This is a genomic window from Agrobacterium vitis (assembly GCF_013426735.1).
GTDB classification, from domain to species: Bacteria; Pseudomonadota; Alphaproteobacteria; order Rhizobiales; family Rhizobiaceae; genus Allorhizobium; species Allorhizobium vitis_D.
In genome coordinates this window covers 1,021,170-1,046,349 of record NZ_AP023272.1, presented here as the reverse complement: position 1 = coordinate 1,046,349, position 25,180 = coordinate 1,021,170, and the positions used below count along the sequence as shown (strand labels likewise).

Annotated in this window: 20 protein-coding genes and 1 pseudogene; 11 read left to right on the top strand and 10 right to left on the bottom strand. The window is 58.1% G+C overall.

Annotated elements, in window-relative coordinates; all coding sequences use genetic code 11:
- Window positions 1-64: 64 nt before the first annotated feature.
- From H1Y61_RS04620 to H1Y61_RS04610, 3 genes are all read left to right on the top strand, one after another.
- Complete coding sequence (locus tag H1Y61_RS04620; protein WP_174111778.1) at window positions 65-757, top strand: TetR/AcrR family transcriptional regulator; 693 nt, start codon at window positions 65-67, stop codon at window positions 755-757.
- Window positions 758-895: 138 nt separating this feature from the next.
- Complete coding sequence (locus tag H1Y61_RS04615; protein WP_015917177.1) at window positions 896-1,660, top strand: TerC family protein; 765 nt, start codon at window positions 896-898, stop codon at window positions 1,658-1,660.
- 148 nt (window positions 1,661-1,808) lie between these two features.
- Window positions 1,809-2,534 (top strand): sulfate transporter family protein, encoded by a 726-nt coding sequence (locus tag H1Y61_RS04610; protein ID WP_087729232.1) that lies wholly within the window; start codon window positions 1,809-1,811, stop codon window positions 2,532-2,534.
- Here H1Y61_RS04610 and nth read toward each other — a convergent pair.
- Window positions 2,514-3,278: an endonuclease III gene (gene nth / locus H1Y61_RS04605; RefSeq protein ID WP_180573846.1), complete on the bottom strand. Its 765-nt coding sequence runs from the start codon at window positions 3,276-3,278 to the stop codon at window positions 2,514-2,516. The two genes, H1Y61_RS04610 and nth, sit on opposite strands and share 21 nt — an antisense overlap.
- A gap of 39 nt (window positions 3,279-3,317) precedes the next feature.
- Here nth and H1Y61_RS04600 point away from each other — a divergent pair, with 39 nt between their 5' ends.
- Complete coding sequence (locus H1Y61_RS04600) at window positions 3,318-3,800, top strand: DUF2244 domain-containing protein (RefSeq protein ID WP_180573845.1); 483 nt, start codon at window positions 3,318-3,320, stop codon at window positions 3,798-3,800.
- Between the two features lie 81 nt (window positions 3,801-3,881).
- A complete protein-coding gene (locus H1Y61_RS04595) occupies window positions 3,882-4,769 on the top strand; it encodes a methylated-DNA--[protein]-cysteine S-methyltransferase (protein WP_180573844.1) in 888 nt (295 codons plus the stop codon).
- 40 nt (window positions 4,770-4,809) lie between these two features.
- On the opposite strand, the gene H1Y61_RS04590 is transcribed toward H1Y61_RS04595, so the two are convergent.
- On the bottom strand, window positions 4,810-5,325 hold the full coding sequence (locus H1Y61_RS04590; RefSeq protein WP_180573843.1) for a GrpB family protein: 516 nt from the start codon (window positions 5,323-5,325) through the stop codon (window positions 4,810-4,812).
- Window positions 5,326-5,472: 147 nt separating this feature from the next.
- Between H1Y61_RS04590 and H1Y61_RS04585 the strand changes: the two genes are divergently transcribed.
- The 3 genes and pseudogenes from H1Y61_RS04585 (at window position 5,473) to H1Y61_RS04575 (ending at window position 8,918) form a co-directional block, all read left to right on the top strand.
- Window positions 5,473-6,647, top strand: a protein-coding gene (locus tag H1Y61_RS04585) for an IS3 family transposase (protein ID WP_235680773.1) whose coding sequence is annotated in 2 segments (ribosomal slippage) — window positions 5,473-5,749 and window positions 5,749-6,647 — 1,176 coding nt in all. Because the reading frame shifts where the segments join, the coding sequence is not laid out codon by codon here.
- Window positions 6,648-6,818: 171 nt separating this feature from the next.
- Window positions 6,819-7,922: pseudogene (locus H1Y61_RS04580) on the top strand (IS630 family transposase).
- 201 nt (window positions 7,923-8,123) lie between these two features.
- Complete coding sequence (locus tag H1Y61_RS04575; protein WP_235680831.1) at window positions 8,124-8,918, top strand: alpha/beta hydrolase family protein; 795 nt, start codon at window positions 8,124-8,126, stop codon at window positions 8,916-8,918.
- A gap of 85 nt (window positions 8,919-9,003) precedes the next feature.
- Here H1Y61_RS04575 and H1Y61_RS04570 read toward each other — a convergent pair whose 3' ends face one another.
- Entirely contained in the window at window positions 9,004-9,981 is a 978-nt protein-coding gene (locus H1Y61_RS04570; RefSeq protein WP_180573841.1) for a sugar-binding transcriptional regulator, read from the bottom strand.
- Between the two features lie 211 nt (window positions 9,982-10,192).
- Here H1Y61_RS04570 and tal point away from each other — a divergent pair, with 211 nt between their 5' ends.
- Window positions 10,193-11,149 carry a transaldolase gene (tal, locus tag H1Y61_RS04565; RefSeq protein WP_180573840.1) on the top strand — a complete coding sequence of 319 codons (957 nt, stop codon included), beginning with the start codon at window positions 10,193-10,195 and terminating at the stop codon, window positions 11,147-11,149.
- Between the two features lie 261 nt (window positions 11,150-11,410).
- Here the strand turns inward: tal and H1Y61_RS04560 are convergent, their stop codons facing one another.
- Complete coding sequence (locus H1Y61_RS04560; RefSeq protein WP_180573839.1) at window positions 11,411-12,010, bottom strand: SH3 domain-containing protein; 600 nt, start codon at window positions 12,008-12,010, stop codon at window positions 11,411-11,413.
- A 298-nt stretch (window positions 12,011-12,308) separates the two neighbouring features.
- On the opposite strand from H1Y61_RS04560, the gene H1Y61_RS04555 reads away from it, so the two are divergent.
- Window positions 12,309-13,214 (top strand): DMT family transporter, encoded by a 906-nt coding sequence (locus H1Y61_RS04555; protein WP_180574409.1) that lies wholly within the window; start codon window positions 12,309-12,311, stop codon window positions 13,212-13,214.
- Between the two features lie 163 nt (window positions 13,215-13,377).
- Window positions 13,378-14,598, top strand: coding sequence for a hypothetical protein (locus H1Y61_RS04550; RefSeq protein ID WP_180573838.1), 1,221 nt, complete (start codon window positions 13,378-13,380; stop codon window positions 14,596-14,598).
- 92 nt (window positions 14,599-14,690) lie between these two features.
- Here H1Y61_RS04550 and lysS read toward each other — a convergent pair whose 3' ends face one another.
- The 6 genes from lysS to H1Y61_RS04520 form a co-directional block, all read right to left on the bottom strand.
- Entirely contained in the window at window positions 14,691-16,187 is a 1,497-nt protein-coding gene (gene lysS / locus H1Y61_RS04545; RefSeq protein ID WP_180573837.1) for a lysine--tRNA ligase, read from the bottom strand.
- A 104-nt stretch (window positions 16,188-16,291) separates the two neighbouring features.
- Window positions 16,292-17,746 carry a glutamate--tRNA ligase gene (gltX, locus tag H1Y61_RS04540; RefSeq protein ID WP_180573836.1) on the bottom strand — a complete coding sequence of 485 codons (1,455 nt, stop codon included), beginning with the start codon at window positions 17,744-17,746 and terminating at the stop codon, window positions 16,292-16,294.
- 386 nt (window positions 17,747-18,132) lie between these two features.
- The gene (locus H1Y61_RS04535; RefSeq protein WP_174111791.1) at window positions 18,133-19,893 is read right to left on the bottom strand and encodes an SLC13 family permease; all 1,761 of its coding nucleotides are present in this window, start codon (window positions 19,891-19,893) and stop codon (window positions 18,133-18,135) included.
- 194 nt (window positions 19,894-20,087) lie between these two features.
- A complete protein-coding gene (locus tag H1Y61_RS04530) occupies window positions 20,088-21,425 on the bottom strand; it encodes a tetratricopeptide repeat protein (protein WP_180573835.1) in 1,338 nt (445 codons plus the stop codon).
- Entirely contained in the window at window positions 21,422-22,792 is a 1,371-nt protein-coding gene (locus H1Y61_RS04525) for an HlyD family type I secretion periplasmic adaptor subunit (protein WP_156592595.1), read from the bottom strand. The genes H1Y61_RS04530 and H1Y61_RS04525 overlap by 4 nt, the downstream gene beginning before the upstream one ends.
- The gene (locus H1Y61_RS04520) at window positions 22,764-24,974 is read right to left on the bottom strand and encodes a peptidase domain-containing ABC transporter (protein WP_180573834.1); all 2,211 of its coding nucleotides are present in this window, start codon (window positions 24,972-24,974) and stop codon (window positions 22,764-22,766) included. The genes H1Y61_RS04525 and H1Y61_RS04520 overlap by 29 nt, the downstream gene beginning before the upstream one ends.
- Between the last annotated feature and the right edge of the window lie 206 nt (window positions 24,975-25,180).

The window sequence follows — 25,180 nt, the reverse complement described above, 5'->3', positions numbered from 1 at the left end:
ATGCCCGCCATCTAAAGTTAATTTTTGTGTTGCAAATGCCCCATAAGAGCGAAGACATCCGAGCATGACAGTCGTCGACGATGAAAAGCCCGCCCAGACTGCTTCAGGACGCTTCGCTGCGGGTGAAGATCCGGCCAAGCGTGACCAGATTCTGGATGGCGCCAAACGCGCCTTCATGAAGCATGGCTTCGATGCGGCCAGCATGAACGATGTCACCCGGGAAGCCGGCGTGTCCAAGGGGACGATCTATGTCTATTTCCAGAGCAAGGAAGATCTGTTTGCCGCTCTGATCAACAATCAGAAGCAGAAATTTGCGGCCTCAATGCGCGATATCCTGGCGGAAGAGACCGATTTGCAAAACGCGATGCGCAATTATGCCAAGGCGTTTACCCAATATATCCTGACCAGCGAAATGATTCCCGCCATGCGCATGCTGCTGGCCGTGCAGGATCGTATGCCGCACCTCTGTCAAAGCTTCATGCGGTCGGGACCGGAAAACGTCCGCACGGTTCTGGAAGATTATCTGGATATCCAGGTCAAGGCCGGGCGTCTCGACATAGCCGATACCGAGCTTGCCGCCCGCCAGTTCATCGAACTGGCAACCGGGGCCTATTTCAAGAAGCGACTGTTCGGTGAAATCGAGGTGCCGCCGCCGCAGGCGGAAATTGACTACATCATCGATAACGCCCTGCATATTTTCCTGCTCGCCTATGATCGCAAGGCCGAAAACGACCCTGAGGCGCAACGGGCGAACTGAGTAAATCCATCTCATCCTGTGGCCTAATCACCACGATAGCGGTGATGGTCCTCTCACATGACTTGCCGCCCTTGCTGATGCGGTATCGGCTCCCTATTTGTGTCGCAAAGCGCTTTTTGCACGGGGGATATCAATTTTATGCAGGACTTTACCTATTTGCTCAGCGATCCGGCGGCCTGGATCGCGCTCGTCACGCTGATCATCATGGAAGTGGTGTTGGGAATAGACAATCTGGTCTTCATTTCCATTCTCACCAACAAGCTGCCGGAGGGGCAAAGAGACAAGGCCCGCAAGATCGGTATCGGCCTGGCGCTCGTCATGCGCCTCGGCCTGCTCGGCACCGTCGCCTGGATCGTTCAACTGACCACGCCGGTCTTTACGCTGTTTGGCCACGGCTTCTCGTGGAAGGACATGATCCTGATTGCCGGTGGCCTGTTCCTGGTCTGGAAAGCCACCAAGGAAATTCATCACAGCGTCGATCCCGTTGACAAGGAAGGCGATTTCATCGGCACCGCCACGACGACCATGGGGGCTGCCATTGGCCAGATCCTGCTGCTTGACCTGGTGTTTTCGGTTGACAGCATCATCACCGCCGTCGGCATGACCGAACATGTGGTTATTATGGTGATCGCCGTGATCTTCGCCGTCACCGTCATGCTGCTGGCTGCCAACCCGCTGGGCCGCTTCATCGAGAAGAACCCGACCGTGGTCATGCTGGCCCTGGGCTTCCTGATGATGATTGGCATGACGCTGATTGCCGATGGCATGGGCTTCCATGTGCCGAAGGGCTATCTTTACGCCGCCATGGCCTTCTCCGCCCTTGTCGAAGGCCTCAACATGATGGCACGTCGCAAGAAGCAGGCGACGAAAGCCGAGGATGCGGCGCGCAAGAAGCTGCATTGACATTGATCGAGAGAGCAAGGGGCTTCCCTTGCTCTCTTAACTCTTGCCCTCTCAACTCTTGCCCTCTCAACTCTTGCACAGCGGCATTCCGCCTCCCACATCCTCACCGTTCTGATCTGTCATTCTGGTCCTGCCCTGGGAGCTGCCTGTGATCCTTGATGCCGCCATGCTGTCGCTGCGCAATCTGTTTGCGCCGGAAACCCGTTCGGTGTTCTGGAAAGTGCTGGGATTGACGCTGGCCGCCCTGGCCGGGCTTTGGCTGGCGCTGCGCGAACTGTTCATCTTCTATCTCTGGCCCTGGTTTGCCGGATTTTTCCCCGCAACGCCGGATTGGGCCGGTTGGCTGGTGCTGATCCTCGGCATTGTCGCCAGTATTGGCCTCGCATTGGTGCTGGCGCTGCTGTTGGCGCCGGTCACGGCCATCATTGCTGGCCTGTTTCTCGATGATGTCGCCGAAGTGGTGGAAAAACGGGATTATCCGACCGATACGCCCGGCACGGCCATGCGGCTTGGCGATGCCATTGTCCAATCGCTGCAATTTTTCGGCATCGTTATCATCGGCAATCTCATCGCCTTCATGCTACTCTTCGTGCCGGGCATCAACCTGATCGCGTTTTTCCTGGTCAATGGCTATCTGCTGGGCCGGGAGTTTTTCGAATTCGCCGCCATGCGGCTGCGCCCGACCATCGAGGCGCGGCAATTTCGCGCCAAGCATTCCGGCACGATCTTCCTGGCCGGACTGGTGATAGCAGCGTTTCTGGCAATCCCGATCCTCAACCTGTTGACGCCGCTGTTTGCCGCAGGCCTGATGGTGCATCTCCACAAGATGCTGTCGGTCAAAGACCCGCAGTTTTCAAAGGATCTGCGGCGGTAGCTCCACCAGCGGTGCTGGCACATCGCAGGTCTTTTCCGGCGATTTGCACAGATCGGCAATCACACAGCGCTCGCATTCCGGCTTGCGGGCCTTGCAACAGTAGCGCCCATGCAGGATCAGCCAGTGATGGGCATGGAAGAGATAGTGCTTGGGGATGATCCGCATCAGGATCTCCTCGATCTCATCCGGCGTCTTGCCGGGTGCCAGCCGAATGCGGTTGCCGATCCGTAAAATATGCGTATCGACGGCCATGGTCGGAATGCCGAAGGCCATGGACATCACCACATTGGCGGTCTTGCGGCCGACGCCCGGCAGCGTCACCAGTTCTTCGCGGGTTTTTGGCACCTCGCTGCCGAAATCGTCGATCAGCTTTTGGCTGAGCGCGATGACATTCTTTGCCTTGTTGCGAAAAAGGCCGATGGTCTTGATATAATCGCGCACCTTCTCTTCGCCCAGCGCCACCATTTTTTCCGGCGTATCGGCCACGGCAAACAGGGCGCGGGTCGCCTTGTTGACCCCCGCATCGGTTGCCTGCGCCGAGAGCGCAACGGCGACGGCAAGGGTAAACGGGTTGACATGCTCCAGCTCGCCCTTCGGTTCCGGGCGCTGCACGGAAAACCGCCGGAAGATTTCCTCCAGCTCGGCCTTGGAATAGGCGCTGCGAACCGCGACTTTTCGTCCCGCTGGCTTGGGTTGAGAGGGGGAAGAAATTGACTTTTTCAAAGTTTGCGTGCTGGATTTCATGGTTCTGTATGATCAGGTTGGGAAAGAAGGATGGCGTCCATGGGTGAGGTTGCCGATCAACCGATTTTCGCTGCCGAACTGGTACCCTATCGGTCGCTGGGCCGAAAGGGGTTTCGCATTATGCTGATGCTGTCCGGCCTGGTCTGTGTCGGCTATGGCGGGTTTTTCCTGGTGACGGGTGCCTGGCCAATCGGGTTTTTCTTCGGGCTGGATTTTCTGCTGTTCTACGGCGCTTTCCGGCTGAATTACCGGGCGGCCAAAGCCCGCGAGGAAGTCACGGTATCGCGCACCGCCATCTCTATCCGCAAATTCACCCCCTCGGGACGGATGACCGAATTTCGCTGGAATCCGTTCTGGGCGCGGTTTTTTGTCCGCCGCCACGAGGAATTCGGGATCATCTCAATGTCGGTGCAGGGGCAAGGCCGAGCCACCGATGTCGGCTCTTTCCTCAATCCCGATGACCGTGAAAGCTTTGCCAAGGCTTTTCGCGGTGCCTTGGCGACGGTAACGCAGCGGATCTGATATCTATCACCCCATGGCAAGAAACGGGTGGCACGGCACGGCCTGTCATGGTCAAGTCGCCTGAGCCAAAGGAAGAGTGCCATGACCACATTTGCCCGCAGTTTTGAAACAAGCGCCAGCGACATCACCCCCGAAGGGAGCGATTACCAGACCGTGCGCCGGGTGATCGAAATGCTGACGCTTGACTACCGGGAGCAACCGGCGCTGGAAACCATTGCCGAACGGCTTGGCCAATCCCCCACGCAGTTGCAGAAAACCTTCACCCGCTGGGCTGGCCTGTCGCCCAAGGCGTTTTTGCAAGCGGTGACGCTGGATCATGCCAAGCGGCTGCTGGGCCATGAAGGCCTGCCTTTGCTGGAAACCGCGCTGGAGCTTGGCCTGTCGGGGCCGGGCCGGTTGCATGACCTGTTCGTCAGCCATGAAGCGATGTCGCCGGGCGAATGGAAAGCCAAAGGCGCGGGCCTGACCATCCGTCACAGCTTCCACTCTTCCCCGTTCGGCCTAGCGCTGGTGATGGTGACGGATCGCGGCTTGGCAGGCCTCGGCTTTTGCGATCCGGGCGAAGAAGCCGCCTGCTACGCCGACATGGCCGGGCGCTGGCCACTGGCAAATTTTGTCGAGGACCCACTGGCCATCGAACCCTATGTGATCAGGATCTTCGACCCCGCCTGCTGGCAGGCGGAACAGCCGCTCCGCGTCGTGCTGATCGGCTCGGATTTCCAGGTCCGGGTCTGGCAAAGCCTGCTGCAAATCCCGCTTGGCCGCGCCGTCACCTACTCCGACATCGCCCAGAAGATCGGCCAACCCACCGCCAGCCGCGCCGTCGGCGCAGCGGTTGGGCGGAACCCGATTTCCTTTGTGGTGCCGTGTCATCGGGCGCTGGGGAAGAGCGGCGCGTTGACAGGGTATCATTGGGGCTTGACGCGGAAGCGGGCGATGCTGGGGTGGGAGGCTGGGCAGGTGGGGTGAGCAGGAAAGGTCCCGAACTGTCTCTGCGGCCTTAAAACTCCTACAGGCTTGCTTTAACAGAATCGATGAATGTTTGTTTGAGGGTATTATATTCTGCGCGGCTCGCGGGGTTTCGAGCGATTGCCTGTTGTTTCTCCGCGATATAAGCGTCTCGAAGCGATGGATCCCGTCGAAGCGCGTCCCTGAAAGCCAGATTTGAGCACCAAGACTCTCCCATGTATTCCACGACATGTACGAGGTGGGTGCGCTCCGTTTGATCCTTTCCCTTACCAAAAATATGATGCCCCGGTACGCCAGCATTTGCAGCGTAGTCGTATCCAAGCAGCACGAGCCGCTCCCGGCATTTTTCCCATTCTGCAAGCGGCATAACGCCGATAAGGATGTCCAGGATCGGCTTGGCCTTCATGCCCCTAACGGCAGTAGACCCATAATGCTCGATGCTGCGGGCAATTGCCCCCAATGCATTTGAGATCCGCCGTTGCTCACGAACAAATTCGTCTTCCCAAGCAGGGTCATAGTCAACGAGAAGGTTTACATTATGCTTCAGCCCCAACATTTTTGGATGTCCTCGAACACTTCTTCAACAAAGAGCATTTTTTAACCAGGGCGATCTCGCGAGTATCGACATGACCACGATTGCAGTGATGGACTTGCCCGGAAGAAGTGGAGAGCGAATCCCTAACCTTTGATAGGATTTCGCCCTATGACGAACACGAAGAAGAATTCACCCGGCCGCCACGCCAAGTTCACAGATGCTTTCAAAGCTGAGGCTGTCCGACTTGCGCGCACCAGCGGCAGGCCGTTGCGTGCAATATCCGATGATCTTGGCGTTGGGCTCTCGACGCTTGGGAAATGGGTGAGCGCCCACAAGGAAGCCGACCTGCTTTCTGGACCACACGAAGATACTGCCAAGGAACTGGCGCGTCTTCGCAAGGAAAATGAAATTCTGCGTCAGGAGCGCGATTTATTAAAAAAAGCAGCCGCCTTCTTTGCAAAGGAAACCATGAAATGAAATTCAAGGTCATTGCGGCAGAGAAGGCCAATGTTCCTGTTCAGCGTGCCTGCACGCTTCTGGGTGTCAGTGAAAGCGGATATTACGCTTGGGACATACGCAAACCAAGCCTGCGGCAAAGGACGGACATGGTTCTTTTGGCTCATATCCGGGCTCAGTTCACCACCTCACATGAAACCTATGGAAGCCCACGCATGACGGTGGAACTGAAGGAAGACGGGGTTTGCGTCGGTCGCCACAGGGTTGCTCGCATCATGCATGACAATGGTTTGAAGGCATTGCAGAAACGCCGATTCAAGAGAACAACTGACAGCGATCACAAAGGGCCTGTTGCCCCCAATATTCTGGATCAGGACTTTGCCGCCACAGGTCCAAATCAGAAGTGGGGTGTTGACATCACCTACGTTTGGACGACGCAAGGCTGGCTCTATCTGGCCATTGTTGTCGATCTCTATTCTCGACGTATTATCGGCTGGGCCACCAGTGATCGAATGAAGCAGGACCTGGCATTGACGGCATTACGACGGGCCATAGCCATCCGCAGACCGCCGAAGGATGTCATTCACCACTCCGACCGTGGTAGTCAATATTGCGCGACCGACTACCAAAAGCTTCTGAAAGCTCACGGGTTCATCCTGTCGATGAGCGGCAAGGGCAATTGCTATGACAATTCCATGGTGGAAACCGTGTTCAAGACAATCAAGTCAGAACTGGTTTGGCGAACTGTATTCAAAACAAGGACCCAAGCTGAAATCGCCATTGGACAATACATCGACGCCTTCTATAATCCAAAAAGAAGACATTCCTCCTTGGGCTACAAATGCCCAATTCAGTTCGAGAGCATCCCTCTCAAGCTGACACCCTGAAGAAGCCTTCGCTCTCCACTTTTTTCGGGCAAGTCCAGAGGAGGTCTCAGCAATAGTAGGCGCACCCGACCGATCGAGTCGAGGCCTAATACGTCGCCTTGCTGATGTTGACTCTTTGGGCTTCCCAAATCGCGGTGAATCTGAATCTCTGGGGCAAACCGGAGGTTTACGATGCGATCAGGGATTTCGTTGCGTGAAGATTTTGATGGAGACCATCTCCGGCGGCTGGCGCGGCAGACGAAGGACGCGGCCCAGGTAAGACGCTTGTTGGCGCTCGCGTCGATCTATGACGGCGGCACGCGGTCAGATGCCGCCCGCCTCGGCAATGTCACGCTCCAGATTATCCGGGACTGGGTCCTGCGCTTTAACGAACGCGGCCCCCAGGGCCTGATCAATGGCAAGGCTCCCGGTCAGCAGTCGCGGATGAACGATCAGCAGCGTGCGGCGCTGGCGCAGGCCATCGAGCGTGGTCCGACGCCCTATCTCGACGGCGTCGTTCGCTGGCGTCTGTGCGATTTGGCGCAATGGCTCTGGGAAGAGTTTCGCGTTTCTGTGAGCGAGCAAACGCTGAGCCGTGAAGTACGAGCCATGGGCTATCGCAAGCTGGCTGCCCGGCCCAAACATCACGCGCAGGACCCTCAGGCCATTGACGATTTTAAAAAAGTTTCCCAGCCGCAGTGGCAGAAATTGTTGCCGGAGCAGCCCAAGGAAAACGAATAGAGATTTGGTTCCAGGACGAGGCCCGGATCGGGCAGAGTGAGGCGGAAAAGCAAATGATCCAGTGAATCATTTGCCCGACGAACGAAGATCACGCGCCGTTGGGCCAAGCGCGGAACGCGACCGTCCGCGCCGCATGATCAACGCACGAGATCGGCCTATATCTTCGGTGCCATCTGCCCGAAGCTCGGCAAGGCCTCCGCGCTGGTCATGCCATGGTGTGACACCTACGCAATGACCCAGCATCTGGCTGAAATCGCCCGTCATGTCGATGACGGCGCGCACGCCATCCAGATCATGGATCAGGCTGGCTGGCACATGTCCAACACGCTCGTCGTGCCCGACAACATCACCATCCTGCCGTTGCCGCCGAAGTCGCCGGAGCTCAATCCCGTCGAAAACCTTTGGCATTTCATGCGCGAAAACTGGCTCTCAAACAGGATCTTCAAATCTTACGACGACATCGTCGCTCACTGCTGCGATGCCTGGCGAAAGCTCGAAAGCCAGCCGTGCCGCATCATGTCCATCGGACGCAGAGAGTGGGCAAATGGGTTTTGATCAATGAGACGGCGTATTAGAACAGGCTCTAGTATCGATCCCCTGCGACTAAATTGGGATGGCACTGCTCCGCGTCCACTACCATGGACCGCTTGGTATCCGACAGACGAGAAGTCGTCCGCTCATCCTCTCGTCGAGAAATCCTGGTTCAGGAAACAACCCGTTGCTGTCAACGCGCAGATAGCGCATGCGGACGGGACGTTGCCGCTTGTTCTATTGTCGCACGGAACAGGCTCCACAGCGGCTGGTTTGGAATGGCTTGGCTTCCGGTTGGCTGAGCGGGGTTTTATCGCGTTAGCGGTGAACCATCACGGGCATACTGCCTCTGAACCTTTTCGCGCAGAAGGGTTCCTCTGCATGTGGGAGCGTGCGAAAGACCTGACAGCTATTCTCAACGACCCCAATTGGCGCAACGAACTGCGGGCAGAGACAGGCGATCAAATTTTCGCTGCGGGCTTCTCAGCCGGAGCGTATACGGCACTTTTACTGTCTGGAGCGCGTATCGCATTTTCACAGTTCGAGCCCGACAACCCGGAAAAGAGTCCGATCCGTGGGCCGCGAGAATTTCCAAACCTCGCCGATGAACTGCCGAAACTCTTTGAAAACCCGGTTTTTCGAAGGTCTTGGGAGCAAAGGCGCTCAGACTTTTCGGATCGCAGAATCCGCGCGGCATTCGCAATTGCTCCGGGTCGTTCCGTGCTGGGTTTCTCTCAGGATAGTCTTCAGGCTATCAACAAACCTGTCCATCTGATAGGCGGTGACGAAGACACCGTTGCGCCACCAGACCAGTGCTGCAAATGGCTGTTCCAAAATATTCCGAATTGTAGATATGAGATTTTGACGGGAGGTGTCGGTCATTACACCTTCCTCCCGGAAGGATCAGAGATAGGACAAGAAGCTGCACCTGAACTGTTTATGGATGGAGCAGGGTTAGACCGAACCGCAATCCACAATTACGCCGCAACATTGGCCGCAGAATTCTTCAAGTCAACATAGATTGGAAACTATTAAAAGGCCCTTCGGGCTATGTGGCATAGCAAGAGCGCCGCCAGGCAAGATCCTCAAACGACCCTGTCATTTCTCACCCCGCCAACCCCAACAACTCCCGCGCCGCAGCCTCATCTGTAATCAGCGTGTTGCACCCGATGCGGCGCATTGTGGCGTGGATGGCGATAGCGCGATGCGCTCCGCCTGACGCAATCACGATGTGTTTGGCTTTTTTCAGCGTGTCGAGATTAACGGACATGACCCGCTCGTTGATCGGGTGGGAGACCGAGCGGCCTTCGGCATCGAGGAAGTTGAACATGGTGTCGCAGACACAGCCAGCCTCGATCAGTTCGTTCAGCGTAGCGCGGCTGATGAAGCCTTCCGACAGCGAGGTGGATTGCGGGCGGATGTCGCCGCAGGACACTACGGCCAAATCAAGATTTTCGGCGAGGTCATAGAGGGTTTTCAACCCGCAATCCTCAATCAGCGCCCGTTTGGTGGCGACGCTATCGACCAGCAGCGGAGCGAGGAACATATAGCATTCCGCCCCAAGCTGGCTGGCCAGCCGCCATGTATAGTCGATAGGATTGGTCTGGTGGACGGCGACAATGCCGCCCAGCAGCGAGACGACCTTGCAATTTTCCCGGCGCGGCGGGCGAAACCCGGCCAGTGACGCCGTCATGGTGCGGCCCCAGCCGACGCCGATGGTCGCATTATCAGTCACCACTTCGGTCAGGAACTGGCCGAGCGCCAGGCCGACAGCGCGGGCTATGCCTTCGGCATCCTGCCCGGCAGAGGACGGCACAACCACCGCCTCATCCAGGCCGAAGGTCTTTTCCAGCTTGACCGCCAGTTCGACGCAATCGTCGATGCCCTCGGCAATCCAGATCTGCACTTCGGAGCGCTTCAACGCCTCATCCAGCAGCCGGATCACCGTGGAGCGGCTGATGCCGAGCCGTTCGGCCACATCCTTCTGGGTCAGGCCCTGGTTATAATAGAGCCAGGCAGCCCGAAGCCGCAGCGATGCCGCTTCCGAATAGCTGCTCTGGGTCTCCCGGCGAAGCTTGACCACGATGCGAATTGCCCCCTGTTTTCCGTCTCCTGACTATTGCAAGCCATGCAACATTTGTCAAATCCAACGGACAAATGTCTTGACTTAATGCCCTTCTATCCCGATATTCAGATCAAAGGACAGAGGATATGGTCCCCAGGTCGCAAAGACGTGTTGGAACGCAAATGCCCGTCCAGTGTTCATTTGATATGTGACATGAAGGAATTGCCTGATGACTTCGAAACTCGAACAGCTTCGCGCCATGACCACGGTTGTCGCCGACACCGGTGACATTGAGGCCGTAACCCGCCTGAAGCCGGTGGATTGCACCACCAACCCGACCATCGTGCTGAAAGCCTTGGGCACCGACATGTTTGCCGATGCCTTCGAAGAGGCGATCAAATGGGGCAAGGCCAAGGGCGGCGCTTCGGAAGCCGTGACAGAGGCTGTCGCCGACCGGCTGGCGATTTCGGTTGGTGCGGCGCTCGCCAAGATCGTTCCGGGCCGGGTCTCGACCGAAGTGGATGCCGATCTGTCCTTCGATACGCAGGCCTCGCTCAATAAGGCCCGCGCCATTATTGCGCAATATAAGGAGCGTGGCATCGAGAAGGATCGTATCCTGATCAAGCTCGCCTCGACCTGGGAAGGCATTCGCGCCGCCGAAGTGCTGCAAAAGGAAGGCATTGACTGCAACCTGACCCTGCTGTTTTCCAAGGCCCAGGCGATTGCCTGCGCGGAAGCCAAGGTGTTCCTGATTTCGCCTTTCGTCGGGCGTATTCTCGACTGGTACAAGAAATCGACCGGCGAAAACTACACCTCTGAGACCGATCCGGGCGTGGTGTCGGTGCGCCAGATCTATAATTTCTACAAGGTCAATGGCATCGAAACCATAGTCATGGGCGCGTCGTTCCGCAATGCTGGCGAGATTGAAGCCCTGGCTGGTTGCGACCGGTTGACAATCAGCCCGGCGCTGCTGGATGAGCTGGATGCGGCAACCGGCGATCTGCCGCGCATGCTTTCGCCAGAAAAGACCACGCCCGATCCGCTGGTGTCGCTGGATGAAAAGGCGTTCCGCTGGGCCTTGAACGAAGATGCAATGGCCACGGAAAAGCTGTCGGAAGGCATTCGCGCCTTCGCCAAGGATCTCGGCACCCTGCGCGGCATGGTGGCAAAGAAGCTGGCCGCCTGATTTCGACGATATCTTGAGGAAAAGGGCGCGGCAAAGGCTGCGCCCTCAGTTTATTGACAAACCGCGATCTCGGCATTTCGTCACCCTCGGGCCTGTCCCGAGGATCTGCTGTCGCTTAATAAGATATTGAATTTGTTGGATTAAATTAACGCTCTTAGATGTTCGGCACAAGGCCGAGCATGACGTCGAGGATAAATGCTGACTTTGTCAGCAGTCTGAGGGCGCGGCAAAGGCTGCGCCCTTTTTCGTTACCGCGAACCCTCACTCATCGCTATTGCCGCCCGCCCCGCTTTGGCTATTGCCGAACGGGTTGCCATAGCCGCCGCCATTGTTCTGCCAGCTGGAACCCTGTCCGCCCTGGCCCCTGCCCTTCCCCCCGTTGCCTTGGCCGCCATTCCCCTTGCCAACAGGCAATTCAATCACCGGATCGACCGGCACGCCGCCAATCATCCCTGGCGGGTCGCCACCGGTTTTGACGACATAGCGGCCATCCACCCAGCCGCTGATGCGCGGGCGGTCCACGGTGGCGATCCGGCACCAATAGCCGCCCCGGCTTTCCATGCAGTTCTGCATATCGACAGGCGTGCCTTCGGTCAGCACGTGAATGATGCGGAAATTCGGGCCTGCACCCGACAGAACCGGCAATTGCTGGCCAGGCTTGAGGCCGGTGACGTGCCAGAGATAGGGATCGGGAAAATCCATTCCGCCTGGTGCGCCATTCCCCTCACCATTGACAGAAGGTGCCGGGATCACCGTCTGGCTGAAGGCCGGCATGGCGGCAAATCCCAGGAAAAACGCCAGCATGCTGCGCCCGGTCATTCGGCACAAAAGCCTGCGGCTGAGACTGGCTGCTGGAGGCATGGCATTCTCCTGTTGCTGGAAAAGGCCTGCGGGCCTTTCTGTGGGCGACGGTGCGCCACATTTTCACGGTCATATGGTCTTACCCGACGATCCGTTAAATTCAGGTGGACACTCAGTTGGAATAAAGTGGCTACCCCTGTGCAATGATGTTTATGATTGATTTCGACTGTAAATAAGCTTCAGGCGTTGTTTTCGTTCCCCGATGATGACAAGGTAGGGTCTTCGCGCCACCCGCACTCCCCGTTGGTTTACTGGCCTCGCCTCTCTTCGATGGCCCTTTTCTCCGTTTGTTGACATGATGAAATCGACTTCGCTTGGCTATGTCTTTGCCTTTGCCGCTTACACCGTATTTTCCATGCAGGATGGCATTTCAAAGCATCTGGGCGACAGCTATTCGCCCGTCGTGGTCGCCACCGTGCGCTATTGGGCCTTCGCGATCTTCGCGCTCATTCTGGCCGCCCGCAGCCGCAATGGTCTGGTCGCAGCAGTCAAAACCAAACGGCCTATCCTGCAAATCCTGCGGGGCCTGTTGCTGGGCGCGCAAATCCTGGTGTCGATTGCTGCCTTTCACTATGTCGGGCTTGCCCAATCACAGGCGATCTTTGCCGCCGGGCCAATTTTCGTGGCGCTGTTGTCGGTGCCGCTTTTGGGCGAACAGGTTGGTTGGCGGCGCTGGACGGCGATCCTCGTCGGCATGTTCGGCGTCGTGCTGATCCTTTCACCGGGCTCAGGCAGTTTCAGCTTGCTGGTCGTGCTACCGCTGTTCTGCGCGTTATCAGGGGCTTTGTACGGCATTCTGACACGGCTGGTCAGCCGTGATGATCCGCCCGTCACCAGCTTTTTTTATATGTGCATGGTCGGCTTTGTCGGGGCCAATTGCATGGCACCATTTTTCCTGGCTCCGATTGCCAGACAGGATTGGTTCTGGATGCTGGCGCTGTGCTGCACCGGCATTGCCGGGCATTTTTCGCTGATCAAGGCCTATGAGCATTTGAATGCCGTGGTGCTGCAACCGATTGCCTATTACCAGTTAGTGTTAGGCTCAATCATCGCAGTAACGGTGTTTGGCGAAAGCCTGACCCGCAATATGGTGCTGGGCTCGGTCATTGTGGTGGGAGCGGGTCTGTTTACGGTTTGGCGCGAACAGGTGGTGGCACGGCGAAAAGCCCTTGAGGTTCAATCTATTGCAGAACCTGCTTCTTAACTAAACTTCATACGGGAACTGATTACACCCTCATTAACCGTGGTTGAGAATATCCGACGATAAAGAAAAACGAATATACCCAATTAAGCCTTCGGCAACAGGAAACTCCTAAAACTGAGGGGTGTTTTGCGTTTGTGGAGTGGGCCATGGGATATCGTGTGTCGTGAAGCTATTGCCAGGCAAAATCCATTTGTCGCGCAAGCTCCTGCTGATCGTCGGCGGCGTCGCGGTCCTGTGTGGCGCCACGGGTTCGGCTGCCGTCTATATCGGCCGTGATGCGTTGCTCGGACCATCCTATAGCGAGGTCAACGGCCTGACCTGCATGGAACTGCAATCGGCCACCATCAAGCGCAAAGATCGGCTGTGGGTTCGCAAATATGTCACCACGGACGCAACCGATGGCGTAACCCGCATCAAGACCGCGCTGCGCATCGCCAAATCCGTTGCCGAGACGGAAAAACCAGATCTCGTTCAGGTCGTGGTGCTCGATCAAAAGGGGCCAAAGGACCAGTCCGACATTCGCGGTCGCGCCATTGGCGCCGATGTCATCTATATCGCCAATCCTGCCCAACTGGCCGAAACTGCACATATGCAGAGCCTGACGGCGCGCTATGTCGATAAACCCGCCAATGGCAATGGCGATTTCTACGGCGAGCGGGTGGAAATGCCGCTGGCTGACGCCAGCACCATGATGGCCAAGCTGACAGACGCGGCCCCTTGTGAAAAGCCGGTTATTGCCACACCTGAAGGCGAAGGCAAAAAAGAGGGTGAAAGCAAGAAGGAAGGCGGCCACGCAAAAGAAGGCGAGGCCTCCAAGGAAGGAACGAAGAAGGAAGGCAGCAAAGAAGGGGCCAAGGAAGGCCAGAGCGCCCATGGTGAAGCGGCTCCAGCCGAGGGTCATGGCAGCGAAGCCCCAGCTGAGGAAAAGCCCGGCTTGATCGCCTCGCTTAAAGGCATGATTTTCGGCGCTGAAGAGAAACCGGCAGCACCGGCACATGACGCCGCCCCGGCTGCCGATGCTGAGGAGGGCAGCCACTCCGACAACGCGGCCCCTCATCAGGCCAACGCCGACAAAGCGCCCACTCAACAGCAAGGTGTTGAACATGCAGGTAGCGAAAAGGCAGGAGAACCCGTTCCGGCACCTGCGTCACCTGCACCATCACCTATTCCTGCGGCAACATCGCCAGTGGCCGAAGCCGATCCGACACCACAGACCGTGGAGAGTAAGGGCTGGCTGAGTTCGATCAAATCCATGGTCACAGGCACAGATAAGCCGACAGCAGAAACCACTGCGAAAGCCGAGGCGCAGAGTGATTCAAAACCGCTGGTAACAGAGCCTAGCGCCACGCCCTCGGTTCTGCCACGCGGAATTTCACTGCGATAAAGACGACAGCATGGGGGAGAAATAGCATCGTGCAGAAAACGAATCGGCACGATGCTATAGAGCTTTTCAGCCTCGCTGCTTGACCGGCGCGATCAATCGACCTTGGCGCGCCGCGCCGGGAAGAGAATAATGTCACGGATCGAAGGCGCATTGGTCAGCAGCATGATCAACCGATCGACGCCGATGCCAAGCCCGCCCGCTGGCGGCATGCCCTGATCGATGGCGTCGAGGAATTCGTCGTCGAGCTGCTTGTCCTTTTCGCCACGGGCATGGGCCTGTTCGAGCTGCTCGACCATGCGCTTGCGCTGTTCTTCCGGATCGTTCAGCTCGGAAAAGGCATTGCCGATTTCCCAGGCGTTGCAATAGGTCTCAAACCGTTCGACCAGACGCGGCTCGCCCGGCACTTCCTTGGCAAACGGCGAGATATCCTTGGGGAAATGCGTCACATGGCTTGGCTGGATCAGCGTGCCCTCGACCTTTTCTTCAAAGATGAAGGACAGACATTCGCCCCAGGTCCAATCCTTCTCGACCGCAAACCCGGCAGCCTTGGCCGCCGCGCGGGCTTCTTCATCGGTCTTGATGGCCAGGAAGTCGATGCCCGTGACCTCCTTGACGGCATCCGGCATGGGAACGCGCTTGAACGGACCTTTGAAGGAGATTTCCTTGTCGCCAAAGGCAAATTCGGTCGAGCCGTGAATGCGCATGGCGAGGTCGGCAAACAGGCGCTCGACCAGATCCATCACGTCTTCGTAGTCGGCATAGGCCCAGTAGCATTCCATCATGGTGAATTCTGGATTGTGCCGGGTGGACACGCCTTCATTGCGGAAGTTGCGGTTGATTTCGAAAATCTTGTCGGCAAGGCCAGAGACCAGCGTACGCTTCAGAAACAGTTCTGGCGCAATGCGCAGATACATGTCCTGCTTCAGCGTGTTGTGATGGGTCTTGAACGGATCGGCAGACGCGCCACCATAGACGGATTGCAGCATGGGGGTTTCCACCTCCATGAAGCCATCGCTTTCCATGAAACGGCGGATGCCCGAGACGATCTTCGAGCGCTGCTGGAAGCGCAGCTTGGATTCGTCATTGGTGAGAATGTCGAGATGGCGCTTGCGATAGCGCACTTCGATATCCGTCACGCCGTGATATTTCTCCGGCATCGGCAACAAAGTCTTGGTCAGCATGGTGATGGTTTCGGCGTTGATGGTCAGCTCACCGCGCTTGGTGCGACGCACCTGACCGGTCACGCCAACAATATCGCCCAGATCGATCATCGGCAGCATGGCGCGCGCTTCTTCCGGCGTCATATCCTTGTGGCTGAAAATCTGGATCTTGCCCGAGGCGTCACGCAGGTCCATGAACATGCCGGAATTGCGCGAGGAATAAATGCGGCCTGCAACCGTAACCGTATCGCCCGATTCCGTGTCTGGCTCCAGCTCCGCATATTTTTCGGCCAGTTCAGCCGTGGTGGCGGTGCGGTGGAAGTGAGCTGGATAGACATCGCCGATCTGCTGGCGCAGCAGCGCCAGTTTCTGGCGGCGCACTTCGGTGGCGTCGGAGGAAAGGGCGGTTTCGGTGTTTGCTTCGGTCATTGGTTCGCCTATCGGGCACGAAATTCTTGGATCAATTGTGGAGCATAGCGGTTGAAAACGGCTATGATAAGCTCTCCCTCAATAAAGGGGGAGAGCTTTAGCTGTCAGGCCGCGCCCGCCATGGAGGTCAAGACCTGAATGGCCACCTTGAGGCGCTGGCGCACCACGGAACGCCCCAGCAGCGCCATGCTGTCAAACAGCGGCAGCGACCGCTGGCTGCCGGAAACGGCAACGAAGAGCGGTGGGGTCACGACCCGCAGCTTCTTAGCTAACCGGTCGGCAATGGCCCGCAACTCTTCTTCGATCGTCGCAACATTCCATTCGAGGATCTTTTCGAGATCAGCCTGAACGGTGGTGACGATCTCAAGCGTTTCCGCCGGGCTGGTCTTCAATCCGCCGAAGGAAGCAGGCGTCAGGCCGACATCATTGGCCAGCAGGAAGCCTGCCAGTGGCGGTAATTCGCCAAGCTTGGTGATCCGGCTCTGGGCGAGCTTCAGGCCTTCCGTCAGCCTGTCGTTTTCGCTGGCCCAGGTCAGAACACGGCCTAAGAATTCGTCCGGCGTCAGCTTTTCGCGCAGCCAGCGTCCGTTCAGCCAGTCGAGCTTCTGGATATCGAAGATCGCACCCGCCTTGGAGAGATTGTCGGGGTCGAACTTGGCGATCAGCTCGTCCATCGTCAGCAGCTCTTCGCCCTCGGCGATTTGCATGAAGAACAGGCCAAGGAAATTCATCAGCGCTTCGGGCAGGTAGCCAAGGGCGGAATAATAGGAAATCGAGGTCGGGTTCTTGCGCTTCGACAACTTGGATTTGTCGGCATTGCGCATCAGGCTGAGATGCATGAACACCGGCGGTTCAAGACCGAGATATTTGTAGATCAGGATATGCTTCGGCACGGAGGCCAGCCATTCCTCGCCGCGCGCCACATGGGTGATCTTCATCAGGTGGTCATCGACCACATTTGCCATGTGATAGGTCGGCATGCCGTCTGCTTTCAGCAGAACCTGCATATCGACGCTGTCCCACGGGATCGACACGTCGCCATAGACGCCGTCATGGAAATCACAGGAGCCTTCGGTTGGGATTTTCAGGCGCACGACATGCGGCTCGCCTGCGGCAACGCGGGCATCGACTTCTTCCGCCTTCAAATGCAAGCAGAGACCGTCATAGCCGGGCGGCTTGCCCGCGGCGCGCTGCGCTTCGCGCATCTGGTCCAGCCGGGCGGGCGTGCAGAAACAGCGGAACGCATTACCTTCAGCCACCATTTTATCGACGAAAGGACGATAGGTGTCCTTGCGCTCGGACTGGCGGTATGGACCGTAGGGACCGCCAACATCCGGGCCTTCCGCCCAGGTCAGGCCGGTCCATTTCAGAGCGTCCAGCACTTTCTGTTCAAATTCCGCCGTCGAGCGGGTCGCATCGGTATCCTCGATGCGCAAAATGAACTCGCCACCATGTTTCTTGGCGAACAGATAGTTGAACAGCGCGATATAGGCTGTGCCGACATGCGGTTCACCGGTGGGAGAAGGAGCGATACGGACGCGGACGCCGGAAGTGGTCATGATTTTGCTCGTGGTCATGGAGGCGAGGATCGGGCAGAGCCAAGCCATCGCATTTTGATGATCTGGACGCGGTGAAAGCCACGCTCACGGCAGGCTTCCAGCGATAATCCTTTGGCTGGCCTTAGGCCATATCTAACGCCAAGCGTCAAGGAAAACCCAAGCATCGGCGGGAACGCATGGGCCGGTGACAGGGGATTTTGAAAAAGATTGCGAAAAAAATCAGATTGGGCGGAACCATTTCCGGTGTTGCCCGTTAGGAGTGCAGGAAAGCGGTTGTGAATCCCGCGAGCCTAAAACCCCCGTCCCCCGCTTGAAAGCCTGCGTTCCGCCAACGCAGGCTTTCGGCATTTCAGGCCCTCTACATTTCAGGCCCTGCTGAGCCATGGCTATTTCAATGGCCAGACGACGATCAGTGCCGGGATAGCAACAAGAATGATCAACAGCGACAGCGGCAGGCCAAGGCGTGGATAATCACTGAATTTATAGCCGCCCGGCCCCATCACCAACGTGTTGCATTGATGACCGATCGGTGTCAGGAAATCACAACCGGCGCCAATTGCCACCGCCATCAGAAAGGCGTCGGGCCGGAAGCCGAGATTATGGGCAAAGCTGGCGGCTATCGGCGCCATGACCAGAACTGTAGCGGCGTTGTTGAGAAACGGCGTTACCGCCATGGCGGTCACCAGGATCAGCGCCAGCGCACCGTAAGGCGGCAGCCCATGGGCAACATGGCCAAGCCAACCGGCAATGACATCGGTTCCACCCGTACTGCGCAGAGTATCGCTGACCGGGATCAGTGCCGCCAGCATGACGAGGATCGGACCATCGACAGCCTGATAGAAATCGTTGAGCGGGATGACCCGGAACACCACCATCGCCAGGGCAGCGGCAAAGAAGGCAACCGGCACCGGTGCCAGACCGACTGCGGTTGATCCCATCGCGGCAATCAGGATCAGCACCGGGATAAGCGCGCTGCGGCTGGTGCCGAGCAGGATTTCGCGCTCTGCCAGCGGCAGACAATCCAGAGTCTGCAATACGGCTGGCAGGGCGGTGCGCCGGCCCTGGAGCACGACGACATCACCAGCGCGCAAGGCCACATGCGCCAGCCGCTCCTTCAGCCGCTTGCCGCGGCGGCTGACGGCCAGGAGGTTGATGCCATAGGTATTGAACAGAGAAACATCGCGGGCCGTCAGGCCTTCCAGCGGCGACCCCGGCCCGACCACCGCCTCGATGGCAGTGATTTCACCGCCCGAACCGATCTCCCGGCCCGACAGTTTCAAGCCGGATTGGCTGACCAGCCGGTCAAGCGCATCGGATGGTCCCTCCAGCAGCAATGTGTCCTGCTCTTTCAACACCATATCCGGGAAAGGCGAAATACGGCTGTGGCCGCGCAGGATGGCGGTGGCGATCACTTCGCCGGCGGTGGTTTTCAACAGATCGCGCAGCGGCTTGCCTGATAACGCAGAGCCTTCGGGTAGGGTCGCCTCAGTAGAGAAATTGGAATTGCCGAGCGCTTCCTGCAAAGTCGGGTTCTGGTTTTGGCGCTTGGGCACCAGCCAATAGAACAGCATCAGGAAAATCACCCCGGCAACGGCCAGGATCGCGCCGACAGGGGTGAAGTCGAACATGGTGAAAGGCGTGCCGGTCAGTTCGCCTCGCAGCTTGGACACGACAATATTGGGCGAAGTGCCGATCTGGGTCATTAACCCGCCCAAAAGCGCGCCAAACGCCATCGGCATCAGGAAGGCGGAGACCGGCGTCCCTGACTTCTTCGAGAACTGGAAAGCGACCGGCATCATGATGGCCAATGCGCCGATATTCTTGATGAAGGCCGACAGCACTGTCACCGTCAGCACCAGAAGCAGGATCTGGGCGCGCATCGATGTCAGGTTGGGAAAGAAGCGTTTGATCGCAGCATCGACCAGACCCGACCGCGCCACCCCGGCGCTAACCACCAGAGCACTGCCGACGATGATAACGATATCGTCACTGAACCCGGAAAAAGCCTTATCGGCTGGCACAAGGCCAAGGGCAACGGCTGCCAGAAGGGTCAGCCCCGCCACCACATCGTAGCGGATACGGTCCCACATGAAGGCAACCATCATCAGGCCGATGACGGCGAAAGCCAAAATCTGTTGAGTCGTCATGCATGTCCGGATCGGTCAGAGTTGGGCTCAAAAGGCTTGAAGTGCCGGTTTGTTCCTTACCGTTGCGCCGTCGCTCTGCCACCATGCACTCTCTGAGAGTAGCATGCACACGAAACGACGGCATCAACGCAACTGTGACATTTCATAATTCGAGCATGATAATCAAGTCTACAGCCGTTAGGTTACCTTGGCCTTCAGGCAACCTTGGCCAACAGCTTTTCTTCCAGCCGCGCCAAAATATCCTTGCAGACGGCATCTTCTTTTTCGACGCCGTGCATCAGGATCTCGCGGGCGGCCTCGACATCCGAGGGATCGGCGTAATAGGCGTGGAATTCGCCCAGCACCGCATAGGCCGCCATTTCGCCAGCCTCGACAGCCAGTTCCAGCATATTTTGCGCGCCATCGAGATCGACGATGCCACCAATGCCCTTCATTCGGAACCGTCCCAGATTGACCATGGCGAGGGCATGACCGTTTTCAGCCGCCATTTCAAACCAGATCCGCGCCTGGTTGAGATCGCCCTCACCTTCGCCTGCACCGGTCGCGGCAACCACCGCCATCTGGAACTGCGCGGCGACATCGCCCTTCAGCGCTGCCTTTTCCAGCCACATCACCGCTTCCACCGAACTGGCCTTGACGTCGATGCCATGGCGATAACGCCGCTCGAGGTCACGGCAGGCGCGCCGGTCGCCCATGCGGCCAAGCGCCGTCAGCCAGCGCACGCCCCGGGCGCGATCCCGCTCGGGATAGGCTTCGTGCAGATAATATTTCGCCAGTTCCTCGATGGAGGAGCGGTAGCCTTTGGCGGCAGCAGCGCTGAGCAGGCGCAGCGCCTTCTCCTCATCGGGTGTGGTGCCAAGGCCGTTCAGATATTGCATGGCGAGGTAATGGCGCGCCGTACTATTGCCCGCTGCTGCCGCATATTTGAAGTAAGGCAGGGCGCGGGCATAATCCACTTCGCCCAAATGCCCCCCGGCCAGCAGCGTTCCCATGCCCAGATGCGCCCGCACATTGCCAGCTGTCACCGCTGGCTCATAGCAGATCAGCGCCGTATGCGGATCGGCCTCGCCGCCAATGCCGGACGCCAGAAGATAACCGGCCAGTGCCGACCCATCGACATTGCCGTGCTCATGGGCGCGAAGCGCATAGTCACGGGCCAGTTCGGGCTCGCAAACCAGTTGCATGACATCGCCATAAAGTCGCAAAGCCGCCGGAGACGACGGCATGTCCTGACGCGGTGAAATCAGATAGAGCCGGGCCGTCAGCGCCATGGCACCGACATGCCCCGCATCGGCGGCATAACGCGCCAACCTGCGGGCTTCAGCCAGATCGGAAATCACCCCGCGCCCCGTTTCATAAAGCCGGGCCAGTTCATAGGATGCCCCGACATGGCCGCCCTTGGCCGCCTTGCGCAGGGCGCTTGCGGCCAGCGGCATCCGGCCCGCCCCAAGCTTTTTCATGCCATGGCGATACGCCTGCCGGATTGCCGCGCCTCGGACAAAAAAGGGCACAAAAGACAGCAATTGCTTCATGGTTCGCGCATTCCCTCGCTCACAACAGGTACAACCCGGTCAAACAGATAGGCAGCCACGGTCTGGTCACCGACGACGACATCGGTCACCAGCGTCATCCCGGCAATCAGGCTGAAATCGGCCGGATTGCTTTTCAGATGCGGGTCGTCAATGGTGATCTTGGCAATATAGAATGTCCGCTCGGATGCGCCTTGCGTTGCCGCGCCATCGCCGCGAGAAACTTTCAGACTGTCGGGGCTGACGGCCCGGACCGTGCCACGCAAGCCGCCATAGCGGGCAAAAGGCCAGGCATCGAGCTTGATATCGACCGGCTGGCCGACCTTGATAAAGCCCTGATCCTGAGTGGAGATTTCCGTTTCCACTTCAAGCCGGGCGGCCTTCGGTACCAGCACGAACATTTTCTGCGCTGTCTGCGCCACCGAACCGATGGAAATATCGCCGATCTGAAGCACGGTTGCGTCTTCCGGCGCTTTCAATTCGATCAGGTCGGAACGCTTATCGGCCTTGTTCAACTCCTCGATGGCCGCATTCAACGCCACCTGCTGCTTGACAAGCTGACCCATGGCGTCGGAGCGCCATTGCTGGGCCTGATCTTCCATCTGCGATTGCACCGATTGAATATCATGGGCACCGCTTTCCAGCTTGCCCTCAACTTCGCGGATCGTGCCGGTGACTTCCAACACCCAGTCCTTGGCCTTCAGGCCATCGGCTCTCGATGCATATTTCTTCTCGACCAGCGCGCTTTTCATCGCCTCGCTTTCCTCGCTGAGTGAGAGGCGCTGGCGATTGACCGTGAGTTCCTGCTGCAATTGGGCCTGCGTGGTTTGCAGGGAGGAGATCTTGGCCTTGAAGGTTGACATCGATGCTTCATATTGCGACCGGCGGGCTTCAAAGAACCGCCGCTGCAATTTGCCGAAACTATCGCCGTCGCGCGGCTGGTAATCACGCCCATCGATTTCCGCCTTCAGCCGCTCGACTTCCGCCGAAAGGCTGGCCATCTGCCGGCTGGCCGTGGTCTGGTCGGCACGCGAAAAGGTCGGATCGAGCGTGGCCAGCAATTGCCCCGCCTTCACGTCCTGGCCTTCGCGCACCAGGATTTCCCGAACGATCGAGGTTTCCAACGGCTGCACCACGGTATTGGGCGCCTCGGACGCCACGCGACCCCGCGCGCTCACCACCCGCTCGACCGGCATGAACACCGACAGCAGGATCGCGCTGGTGATCAGGGCCGCCACCGTGGCAATCGTCATCCGCGCCGATTTGGGCGGGGTGCGATGCAGGATGCTGGCGCTTTCGGACAGGAATTCCGCTGTCGTGCGGACCGCGTAACGATGCTCGTCAGGCGACAGCGTCAAGGTTTTCGTCATGGTCTTTTCCCGTCGTCAGGTGGCGGTTCTGCTGGTTCCAAAGGTGGCGGTAGTCGCCGGAGCGGCGCAGCAGGTCGTGATGGGTGCCGCTGTCCTTCAGCTGGCCGCGATCCAGAACCAGGATCTGGTCGCAATCGACAAGCGAGGACAGGCGGTGCGAAATCATCAACACGGTGCGGCCTTCGGCAATGCGCTTCAGGTTGCGCAGAATGATCGCTTCGCTTTCCGGATCGAGCGCGCTGGTGGCCTCGTCGAAGATCAGGATCGGCGGGTTGACGATCAACGCCCGGGCAATTGCCAACCGCTGCTTCTGACCGCCGGAGAGATTGCTGGCATGTTCTTCCAGCATCGTGTCATAGCCGCGCGGCAGACGTTCGATGAATTCATCAGCACCGGCCAGTTGTGCCGCCTCGATCATGTCCTCAGGCGAGGCATCCGGCTTGGCGATCAGGATGTTGTCGCGGATCGTGCCGCGAAACAGGAAGCTTTCCTGAAGCACGACACCGACATTGGTGCGCAGATGATAGAGATCGACTTCCTTCAACTCGACGCCATCGAGACGGATCAGCCCGGAATAGCTTTGATGCAGGCCCTGCAACAGCCGCGTCACCGTGGTCTTGCCCGAGCCGCTACGGCCCATCAGCCCGACGATATTGCCCGGCTTGACGTGAAAATTGATGGCGTTGAGCGCCGGCACTGCGGTACCTGCATAGGCAAAACGCACATCCTCGAAGCTGATCCGGCCGGAAAATTCCGGGCGTACCCCGTGTTCACGGCGCGGTTCCGGCTCGGCATTGATGACGGATGCGACCTGGCGCAATGCACCGCGCGCCTCTTCCATCTGCTGCATCATGCCAGCCATCTGCACCAGCGGCTGGGTGGCGCGCATGGCAATCATGGTAAAGGCCACCAGCGTTCCGGTCATGACCGTATGCTCGTTGACGATAACAAGATAGGCGCCAATCAGCAAAGAACCGGCATAGATCAGCTTTTCCAGAGGGGCCAGCAAGGTCTGCGGCTGATTGGCCAAAAACAGCAGGTTGGTCTGATTATTGACCGCTTCGGCGACTTTCTGGTCCCATTCGCGCCGCTTGCGGCCTTCAAGCGCCAGAGATTTCACCGTGCGAATGCCGTTGATCATCTCGATCAGCATGGCGGTGCGGCGGTGTTCGCTGCCCATCACCTGCGCATAGGCACGGCGGATCGGCTTCATATAGATGAACAGTATCAGGCTCATCATCGCGCCGAGGCCCAGGACCCAGAAGGTCAGACCGGGACTGAGCAGGAACATGACAGGAATGAGCACGAACAGCGACAGCATATCCAGCACCGAACCGAACAATTGGCCGGTGACGAAGGCCCTCAACCGACGGGCCTCTCCCAGCCGATGGACGATGCCACCGGTGGCATTCTGCTCGAAGAATTCGATGGGAAGACGTGACAGCCGGTCAAAGATCATCAGGTTCAGCCGCACATCGATCTTGGCGGTGACGATGGCTGTCACAGTCCGGCGCATATAGCCAAGCAACATATCGAACAGCAGCACGACCAAAATGGCCGCAGCCATCAGCGTCAGCGTCGACAAACGGTGATGCACCATGACCTTGTCGATCACCACCATGTAGAACAGCGAGGGTACCAGCGCCAGAACGCCGAGCGAAATGGCCGAAATGAACACGTCGCGCACCATGCGGCGGTCCTGCATCACCTGGGCCAGCAGCCAGTGAAAGCCAAACTCCTCGCGCGCACTTGCCTCGGTCATCTCCCGCTTCATCAGCAGGACATGGCCGCTCCAGTTTTCCGTCAGCCGCAATTCGTCAATCACAAACCGGGTGGCTTTCGAATCGGCGGGATCGCGAAACACCATGCGCGGCGTCTGCGGATCATCGACAAAGTTTTCAAAGACAAGGAGCGACCCATCATTGAGCTGAATGACGGCGGCGACAGCGCCTTCCATCTGGCTCAACAGCTTCCAGTTCATGCGGATCGGCTTGGCCTTTACCCCATGATCGCGAATGATTTCGGCCAGTTGCGGCAGAGAAAAGCATTCCTCATCACCGTAATCGCGGCACAATTGCTCGACCGAGAGGGATAAGCCCAATTTTTGCGTGGCAAGAGCCAATGCAGCAAGAGCGGATCTGGCCTGCCCCTCATCCGCCAGATCTCTGTCTTCAGCATTCATCGACACACCTCATCATCCATCGCCGAAAGCACACATGGCGAGTTTTTCGTGAGGATCCGCCCTGCCCCACAAGCCGGGAACGGACCCATTCAACCCGACCGTAGAAGCCGAAGCTTTCGCCATGCTGGATTTTCGTGAATCCGTGTCGCAAACAGAAACAGTTCCCTTACCGTCGTTGATAACGCGGCCCACACTGTTCCAGCGCC